The organism is Ralstonia edaphi, from assembly GCF_958350185.1.
Taxonomy (GTDB): Bacteria; Pseudomonadota; Gammaproteobacteria; order Burkholderiales; family Burkholderiaceae; genus Ralstonia; species Ralstonia edaphi.
In genome coordinates this window covers 36,159-43,879 of record NZ_CATWHI010000011.1, presented here as the reverse complement: position 1 = coordinate 43,879, position 7,721 = coordinate 36,159, and the positions used below count along the sequence as shown (strand labels likewise).

At 57.5% G+C, this 7,721-nt stretch carries 3 protein-coding genes; all 3 read right to left on the bottom strand.

What is annotated here, in order from left to right:
* Window positions 1–49 precede the first annotated feature (49 nt).
* Window positions 50–1,186, bottom strand: coding sequence for a cysteine peptidase family C39 domain-containing protein (locus R2669_RS24465; RefSeq protein WP_316902449.1), 1,137 nt, complete (start codon window positions 1,184–1,186; stop codon window positions 50–52).
* Window positions 1,187–1,372: 186 nt separating this feature from the next.
* Window positions 1,373–5,071 carry a discoidin domain-containing protein gene (locus tag R2669_RS24460; RefSeq protein WP_316902448.1) on the bottom strand — a complete coding sequence of 1,233 codons (3,699 nt, stop codon included), beginning with the start codon at window positions 5,069–5,071 and terminating at the stop codon, window positions 1,373–1,375.
* A 99-nt stretch (window positions 5,072–5,170) separates the two neighbouring features.
* Window positions 5,171–7,582: a DUF6531 domain-containing protein gene (locus tag R2669_RS24455; protein WP_430708845.1), complete on the bottom strand. Its 2,412-nt coding sequence runs from the start codon at window positions 7,580–7,582 to the stop codon at window positions 5,171–5,173.
* Between the last annotated feature and the right edge of the window lie 139 nt (window positions 7,583–7,721).

Below are 7,721 nucleotides of genomic sequence, written 5' to 3'. Positions count from 1 at the left end.
TTCTTGGTTGCTGCTAGTCATAAACACAGTCGTATGCCTACCCGTTAGTTTAAGTGGGTGACTGTGTCCGGAGATTCAGGGGGCCGCTCCAGTCACATGCCTTCACGTCATTCGGTGAAATGCGTGTGTCATCGACCGCGGTGGTCGCTCCCATGCCGAACACCCTTCTAGCATCAGCTTGCGAAACCGCTTTCCAACCCGGCTGTTTGGCAGCGCCCTGCGGGATCAGGAAGTAATTGCTAGTCTCGTCTTCGAGAGCTGCTTTACTGATCCAGAGATCGTGCCCAAAGGTTGGATCCTTCAAGTGATATCGGCCATTCTGCTCGCCAACGATGGCGGCATAGTGATTTATCTTCCAATGAACCACCGCTGGTAGTGGAATTGGCGTACCAGGGATGCGCTTCGCAATGGTGTACGACAGGTTGACCTGTTTCGCCAATCGTCCCACCTCATCCAACGTTACGCCTCGCGGGCTTGAGCGCACAGCATTGAGCTGCGCGACACGGCTCTTGTCGGCGCCCTGGAACTCCAAGATGTTCTTGAGCGCCATCGGGCCGCACAGATAGGCGAGGCCGGGATCGTTTCGCATCATCCAAAGGCCTTCGCGAGCACCAGCTACAGCTTCGGTCGCAGGCCCTTGCAAAGGACGCCTTTCGGCTTCCTTCAGTAGCGTGTTCACCCGGTCGGCGTGGCCAATACGGGCATGCATGCGTACAAGCTCACCAAGGGCGCGATCTGCCAAGCGTTTAACATCCGGCTGTGCCTGCGCTCTAGCATCTCGCCAAGCGTCCTCCCATTCATTCATGGCGCTCGAGAAATAGCCGAGACGGTAGTACGTCAGCCCGATATTGGTTCGCAGGGCCAGGCCCCATGGGCTTCTGGGGTACTGCTCCAAGAACGACTTTAGAGGACCGAGCGCTTCCGCATTGCCTCCGTCGCGATATTGCTGAATAGCCCGCCAAAGCGTTTGTTGCTCTTCTAAACTACTTGGCCCTGTGGCAATCAGCGGCTCCTCAAACAGGCGCACTTCGCGTAGTCGCGTTTCCAGCGTTTCGGAATCTTGAGCAGCAGTTGGAGGAGTATCGTTCGCCAGACCGACTCCCGAGAACGAGTATAGGAGTGCCAAGGCAATAGCCGGCACTCGAAACCCTCGCGCTTGCGCATAGGTCGAGTTGTTCCAAAGCATGATGGGTCGTTGATAGATGTTGTTTTAAGGCCTACGCCGACCGCGACATTGAGCAGTTGGTTCATCGAGTCGAAGACGCGAGCGATTTGGCGAGTCAGATTGTCGCTGGGGGCTGTGGGCTGTTACTGCATGCGCGTGCGCATGGCGTCAGCCAGATGCCTGCCGCACAGGTCAATGTGGAATGTCTCACTTGTAGAACTCAAGCTCGTACCACATCACCCAAAACGGACTACTAGTCGTGGTGATGCGGATATAGCGCACCGGCGACGGCGAACCACTCGGCGTAAATGTCACCCACTCGTGATTTGAGGTCGTACCGGACAGCGTGCCTAGCACGTTTGTCGGCGACGGAACCACGTCGCCTGTAATCACGTGGGTTGTGTTGCCAGTGGCGTCCTGATCCGGCATGAGCCGCATGGATCGCAGAAGAACCGGTGTTCCAAGATCGATCTCGATCCACTGCGTTGGGTATCCACCGCTTACCCAGCGCGTATCGAGATTGCCGTCAATGGCCATGCTGGGAGTCAGTGTGTCGTTGTAATACCCGGAGGCTCTAGCGCTCACTGCAGCAACCTTGACCAACTGTCCGGACCCGGGGGCGGGGCCGGTGCCCGCCGACAACGACGGCCCTTCCATCACCTGCACGGGCCGATCCATCGCGTCGAACATTCGTGTCGTCTGGCGAGCCAACGTGCCAGAGGCATCCTTGAACTGGTCACGAGAACGGTTTGCGTTCTGGTCAAGCGTGTAGGTAACGTTATTGGCTTGGCTATCAGATACTGAAGTCAACCGCCCTGCGTTGTCGTACTGAAACGCGGTATACGTACCGTCGGGTTGGTTTTTCCGAGTGAGCTGACCTGTGCTGTCATAGCTGTACGATGTGGCTTGCATAGCTCCATTCGCTGCGGTGACGGTACGTCCCGCCAGCATATCGCTTGGCGTATACGTCAAGGCCGTGACGGTGCCATTACTGTCCGTTATCGTCTTTGTCTTGCCGTTTGGGTAATAATCGTACTGAAGAGTGCGACCAAGCGGGTCCGTCACCTGCACCAAATTACGCACGTTGTTGTAGGCGTACTGGGTGGTTCGGCCTAACTGATCAGCACTGCTCGCGAGATCTAGCTTGTTCCAAGTCATGACGCGAGTCGTGCCGTCGGGATACAGGACCTGGGTCAAACGATTCAGCGCGTCGTACTGGTATGCGAGCGTGTAGCCTACGGCGTCTGTCCGGCTAGCGATGCGCCCTATCGCATCATAGGTATAGCTCTCCTGGGTTTTCCCAACTGCGTTGACGACTCGCTGCAGAAAGCCGTTGGTATCGTACTCCCAGCGGGTCGTGTTCCCGAGCGCATCCGTCTCGCTGATTTTCTGACCTGCCGTGTTGTAAGCATAGGACGTCAGCTGACCGGTCGCGTCGCGGTACGTCAACGGTTGGTGCTGGTTGTTGTATGTGTACTCTGTAAAAGCACCATTGGGCTGTGTGACCCGCAAAAGGTCAATGCCATTATCAGCGTAACTGTACTGCGTCTGGTTCCCAAGCGGGTCAATCTTACTCGTGCGATTGCCCTGCGCGTTGTAGGTATAGCGCACCAACTGGGTGCTGCCGTCAGCCTGCACTCGACCCACCGAAACGGGGAGCTCTGACGTGCCAGCCGCACCGGTCCACGGCTGATTGGGGTAGTTGTACCAGACGCGATTCTCGAGAGGCGCCTTGGTGCTTTCGATCACGCCTGCGGTGTAATTGGCGTTGTCTTTCTCATGCAACCAATGCGTAATGCGTGCCCTCGTGTAGTCCCCTGCCCCTTCGGCATAGGCCTTCGCATTCCAGTAATACGTGTTGCGATCGTTCAGATAGGAATTGAAGAGGCTCATGCCAGCCGGGAGCGAAGATTCCGAAGATGGAATACCGGGGGGCTCGTGAACGTATTCGACGCGTTCGGTTTGACCTAGCGGGTCCGTGATGTTGACCCAGCGCTGTATGCCGTTCTCGCCATAGTCAAACTGGGTGGTGCCATAGGGTGTGGTCATCGTGTTGATGAAGGTGCCGGCGTCATAGGTGAAGCTGGACTTCATGCCAATGGCATCGGTGATGTCGGTCAGGCGCCCACTCGCGTCGTAGCCGATCTTGGCGGTCCGGCCAAAGGGATCACTGATCTGGGTAACTAGCAGCGGATTGTTCCCATTGCCGTAGCTCAGCGTGCTCTGTTTGCCTAGCGCGTCGGTCACCGTAGTCAACCGCAGTTGACCATCGTAATTGAGGCTGACTGCATTTCCCTGCGGATCAATGACCTGGCTCAGGAAGATGGCACGGGGGTAACTGGTGGCGCCATCCGGCTGGCTGTACACCTCTTTGCTGCCATCCTTCATGCGTCGTTCGTAGCTCGTAGCGCTGGTGCGCACGAGTACAGACATGTCCTGCGGGTCCGCGCCAAACGCTCCGGTAGTTGAGTTATACGAATCACTCTCCCAAACGGCCCCCCCACCTGCAACGATGCGGCGGACACTGGTACCCGGATTGGTGGGATCATCCTGGATGTACGCGAGCCAATTGGAAGTCCACTTCTGGCCGAAGTTGAAATAGCTGAAGTTGGCCGGTTGATAGGCCTCGCGCTGGTTGTAGGTGAGCGTAAAGTTGACTGGCGGCCCTTTCGGCGGCCGATAGCTGATTGGTGTGTCAACAAAATTGAGGCTGACCAGCATGGCATGAACGTTGTAGCTCGGCATGCCCACGCTGGGCGCGTCCGCACCAGCATCCCCGGCGCTGTCGTCATCGGACGACGGGCTCTTGCAGTCGCACGCCTTGTGATCATTCGGGCGTGTCCGCGCTGGATCAGAGAACTGGGTGTATCCCATACCGAACACCTTTTTGGCTTCGGCTTGTGCGACCGTCTTCCAGCCCGCTTGTTTGGCGGCTTGCCGAGGAATCAAGAAATAGTTACTGGTTTCAGCTTCCAACGCGTCCTTGCTGATCCAGAGATCCTGCCCAAAGGTGGGGTCTTTGAGGTGATAGCGTCCGTTCTGCTCGCCAACGATGGCGGCGTAGTGATTGATCTTCCAATGCACCACGGCGGGCAGCGGAATCGGCGTGCCGGGACTGCGCTTGGCAATGGTGTATTGGAGGTTGACCTGCTTGGCCAGTTGACCAACGGTATCGAGCGTGACTCCATTTAGACTTGAGCGGACGGCGTTGATCTTCGCAATACGGCTGCTATCCGCTCCTTGAAACTGCAGGATGCTCTTCAGTGCCATCGGGCCGCACAGATACGCAACGCCGGGGTCGTTTCGCATCACCCATAGGCCCTCCCTTGCGCCGGCCACAGCCTCGGTTGCCGCGCCTTGCAGCGGACGGCTCTCGGCTTCCTTCAGCAGTGCGTTCACCCGGTCGGCATGTCCGATACGGGCGTGCATCCGGATCAACTCACCCAGCGCACGATCGGCAAGACGTTTTGTCGCCGGCTGCGCCGTGGCACGCGTATCTCGCCAGGCTGCCTCCCACGCATCGATGGCGCGCGAGAAGTAACCGAGGTGGTAGTACGTCAACCCCATATTCGTCCGCAGGGCAAGCCTCCATGGGCTGTCCGGATACTGGTCGAGAAATGCTTGCAATGGCACAAGGGCCTCGCCACCTTCGCCATCACGGTACTGCTGAATGGCTTCCCAGAGCGCTTGCTGTTCCTCAGCGCTGCTCGGACCTGTAGCGATCAGGGGCTCCTCGAACACGCGAGCTTCGCGCAGCCGGGTCTCAAGTGCAGCCGTGCTCGAATCCGTGGGTATCGCGACTGCGGCAGGTAAACCGAATCCGAAGGAGGACAACAGCAATGCGAAGGCAATAGCCCTCGCTGGTAACCGTACGCGCAAGGCACGGGGCGAATAGTTATGCGGCATGTAGGTGCGTTGTGAATGTTGTTGTTCTACTGCGTTGCGCCGACCGTGACCCAGAGCGCCCGGCTCATCGAAGCGAAGATGAGCCGGGCATACGACCGCTCATTTATAGAACTCAAGCTCTCGCCACGAGACCCAGGAGGAACTGCTGGTCGTCGTGATTCGAATGAATCGTGTTGGCGGTAATGTGTCGCTCGGCGTAAAAGTGAGCCACTGCTGATCGGCGGTTTGACCCGACAGAGTTGTCAGCACATTGGCCGGAGCAGGCGCCACATCACCTGTAATGACGTGTGTTGAAGGGCCATTAGGCTGCTGGTTGACCAGCAAGCGAATCGATCGAAGCACCACAGGAGCTCCAAGATCGATCTCGATCCACTGAGGGGCATTGGTGTTCAGCCAGTACGTGCTGGTGTTGCCATCCAAAGCCATCGTTGCCTGATAGCCGTCTGCATAGAATCCCGAAGCGGTAGCACCCAGCGGGATGATTTTGACCAACGGTCCGGTGCCGGGCTGTGGATTCGCCTGTGATGACGTTCCAACAGTTACCTGCAACGGCCGGTTCATCGAATCGAACACACGGGTGATCTGTCGAGCTAGGTTGCCACTCGGATCTTTGGACTGCTCCTGTGTGCGGTTGCCCATCGCATCCAGCATGTAGCTAACGCTGTTGCCCGAGCTGTCCGCCGCAGCGATCAGCCGATGCGCTCCGTCGTAGCTGAGGCTAATCGTGCCGCCATCGGGTCGGGTCACCTTGATCAGCTGTCCCGCCTTGTCGTAGTCGTAGCTAGTGGTCTGCCCTACTCCGTTCAACGGTGTCGTCGTCTGGCTGATGAGCCAGCCCCGGCTCGAGTACGTGAAGGTTGTCACTGTGCCGTTGGCGTCCGTCATCTGCAGCGGTCGCCCATTCGCGTCGTACTGATTGATGGTCGTGGCATGCCCAGCTGCGTCGACGATCTGGTACAGGTCGCCCTTGCGGTATTGCGGTGGGCTGCTGGTGTCGTCCGCGGTGCGGTAGACGTATGCCGTACCGTCGTTGACATCCGTACGTGGACCGCTGCGGCTAGCGACCTGACCATCTGCGGTAAAGGTCCACGTGGTCGTGCGTGTCGGACCTGCAGCCGTTGCACTGAGGCCCTGGCTACCGTTAGTGTCGGTGGTCGGCGTCTCGCTATAGCTGATCAAATTGCCGCTAGTGTCGTAACTGTAGTTCTGCAGCTTGGTTGGCAAGGCGATCTGGGTGGGCAGATTCGAGAATTTCGAATGCCACACAGTGGTGACCGTGCGAGCGCCAGGCGTCCCTGCCCCCTCCACGCGCTGGATCTCCCGATTCTGGCTGTCGTAACTGTGTGTGGTGACGTTGCCCAGATAATCGGTTTCCTGGATCAGATTGTTGTTAGCGTCATAGCTGCTGCTACTGCGCGTGCTGCCGCACAGCCCGCAGGGGGCACTCACCGCCGTCGGTAATAGCACGCCGTTTTGTCGGAGAAACGTATAGACGCTGGTCTTCCCTGTGGGATCAACAACAGTCGTTTGATTATTCGCCCCATACAGGAATTGATAACGGTCCACAGCCCCCGCATGCTCGCTCACAGTCGCTCGACCGGAATCGTCATACGCGTAGGTGCTGTATCGAGCTCCGTTCTCATCAACGATACCTGTCAGCGCCCAAGGAAACCGACTGTCCTCATAGACGTATTGCCTCTTTGTTGCATCTGGCCAAGTCACCGAAATCAGTTGTCCGGCAGGGCCATAAGCGTACTGAGTGATGCCTCCGATCGGATCGATTAATGAGCTAATTCGCTTGTTGGAGTCATAGGTAAATGACAACTTACGCCCAAAACCGTTTTGAACGCTGGTCAATAAGCCTGCCGACGGGGCTGTTGCCGCCGGAGTGGATGCATCGCTGTAGGTCAGCAGCGTGGTCTCGCCATTTGGAGCGGCGACGCTAGAAAGCAGCCCATTCGCATCGTAGTTTTCCGTGCTCCCGTCATCCAGTACGTTAAGCTTCCAGCCCAATAGTTTGCTTTGGGTATCCAGCAACCGTACGAGGTTGTCCCGGCTACCGTTGTCGGCAACCCAACTCCCGTTTGCCAGATGGAATGTTCTCGTATTGCCGTCCTGACGCCGCAGCGCCACGCTGCTTGGCGTCAGCGTTTCGACGTATCGGCGCCACGCGTGGGTCCAGCCCAATCCGAGGTCTCCCTGGTTGGCTGTGAAGGACGACGATTGTGCGACAGTACTACGATACGTTCGCTCAAATACCAACGCCTGAGGGCCTGCACCTTGATAGTCCCTCTCTAATTGAATTTTGATGCCGGACCCTGGAAACACGGGATTTGATACAGGCTGGGCACTTGAGGCAGAACAGCTCTCCTCAGGTGTATCAGGCAGGCCACAAGAATTAAAGCCAACACTTCCTGAATTTCCTCCTGTATAGGTTTCATAACAAGTCGCTTCAGAGTCGGGCGTCGACGACTGGACTAGACCTTTTACGCCGACCCGAGCCGCGCACATTTCTTGAATCGTCGCCACGCATCGCCCACCTGCGGTATCGGGCCACTGAAATCCGGCGTAAACGTTGCTGCATGCCAACACCGCGGTGAACGTGAGAAGCCCTATCCAGTACGGCTTTTTTAGATCCCTTCGCCCCATT